This is a genomic window from Bacillus sp. LR--39 (assembly GCF_053613335.1).
In genome coordinates, this window is the sequence record NZ_JBSIOT010000215.1 from 1 (window position 1) to 1270 (window position 1270).

Genomic DNA, 1270 nt, shown 5'->3' on the forward strand with positions numbered 1-1270 from the left:
GCACTGATTATTTTTATATTTGGGCTTGGGCTGAATCTTTCAGTAGGAGCCTCAGACATCGGCATCATAGATTCATTGAAATATCTTTTTGTATGGGACGGTTCAAAGGAACAGCTCATCATCTCTACTCTTCGCCTTCCCCGCACATTAATCGGCGTTTTTGTCGGCGCCAGCCTAGCTGTAGCAGGGGCGCTGATGCAGGCTATGACCAGAAACCCTCTGGCTTCACCCCAAATTTTCGGTGTGAATGCGGGTGCATCGCTTTTTGTCGTTGCTTCTCTCGTCATTCTGCCGGCATCGCCCTATTCATCTGTTATATTCGCTTTTGCGGGTGCGGCAGCAGGCGGCGCGATTGTGTATATGATTGCCTCATCCGGCGGAATGACACCTGTCAAGCTGGCGCTGTCGGGAATGGCCGTGCACTTGTTCCTCTCCTCTATGACACAGGCCATCATTATTTTAAATGAGTCAGGTGAGGATGTTCTGTACTGGATGACAGGCGCAATCGACGGCAGCAACTGGCAGGACGTCATAACCATCGCTCCGTTTTCTGTCATTGGCATCGGGCTTGCCCTCGTATTTTCCGGTTCTGTTTCTGTTCTCGGTCTCGGAGACGAAACAGCAAAAGGGCTTGGACAAAATATGAACGGCATCCGGATTCTGATCAGTTTGATTATTTTAATCCTTTCCGGCGCTTCCGTAGCCGTCGCCGGGCCGATTGGCTTTGTCGGGCTGCTCGTCCCGCATATTGTCCGCAAGCTGATCGGAGAACATTATCAATACGTGCTTCCGTTTTCGGCACTGTTCGGTGCCATTTTGCTGGTGTACGCAGATGTTCTGGCCAGATGGATTGCATTTCCTTATGAATCACCGGTCGGCATTGTCACCGCGATTATCGGAACGCCGTTTTTCTTATATTTGGCAAGGAAAGGGCGACATCTGAAATGAAGAAAACAACCAGAAAACAAAAACGCCCCTTGCTGGCGATACTCATATTGGCCGTGATTTTAATCGTTCTGTCCGTCATCAGCATGGGAATCGGTGCATTATACATTTCACCTGATGCGGTAGTGACGAATCTGCTGGGACTGGATCATTCCTTTGAATTTATCATCCAGCAATATCGCCTTCCCCGCATCATATTAGCGATTTTGGCCGGTGCAGGGCTTGCCGCTGCCGGAGCGATTTTACAGGGTGTGATCCGAAATCCGCTCGCTTCCCCGGACGTTGTCGGCATTTCAAAAGGCTCCGGACTTGCAGCGATGACTGT

1 protein-coding gene and 1 pseudogene are annotated in these 1270 nt (G+C 50.2%); both read left to right on the forward strand.

The annotated features are described in order from the left end of the window. Positions 1-948, forward strand: a 948-nt coding sequence (gene fecD / locus ACWHAR_RS21910; protein ID WP_452087814.1) for a Fe(3+) dicitrate ABC transporter permease FecD, incomplete at its 5' end; no start/stop codon positions are given. Further along, positions 945-1270, forward strand: a pseudogene (gene yfmE, locus ACWHAR_RS21915) (Fe(3+)-citrate ABC transporter permease YfmE); the annotation flags it as partial. The gene fecD and the pseudogene yfmE, both read left to right, overlap by 4 nt.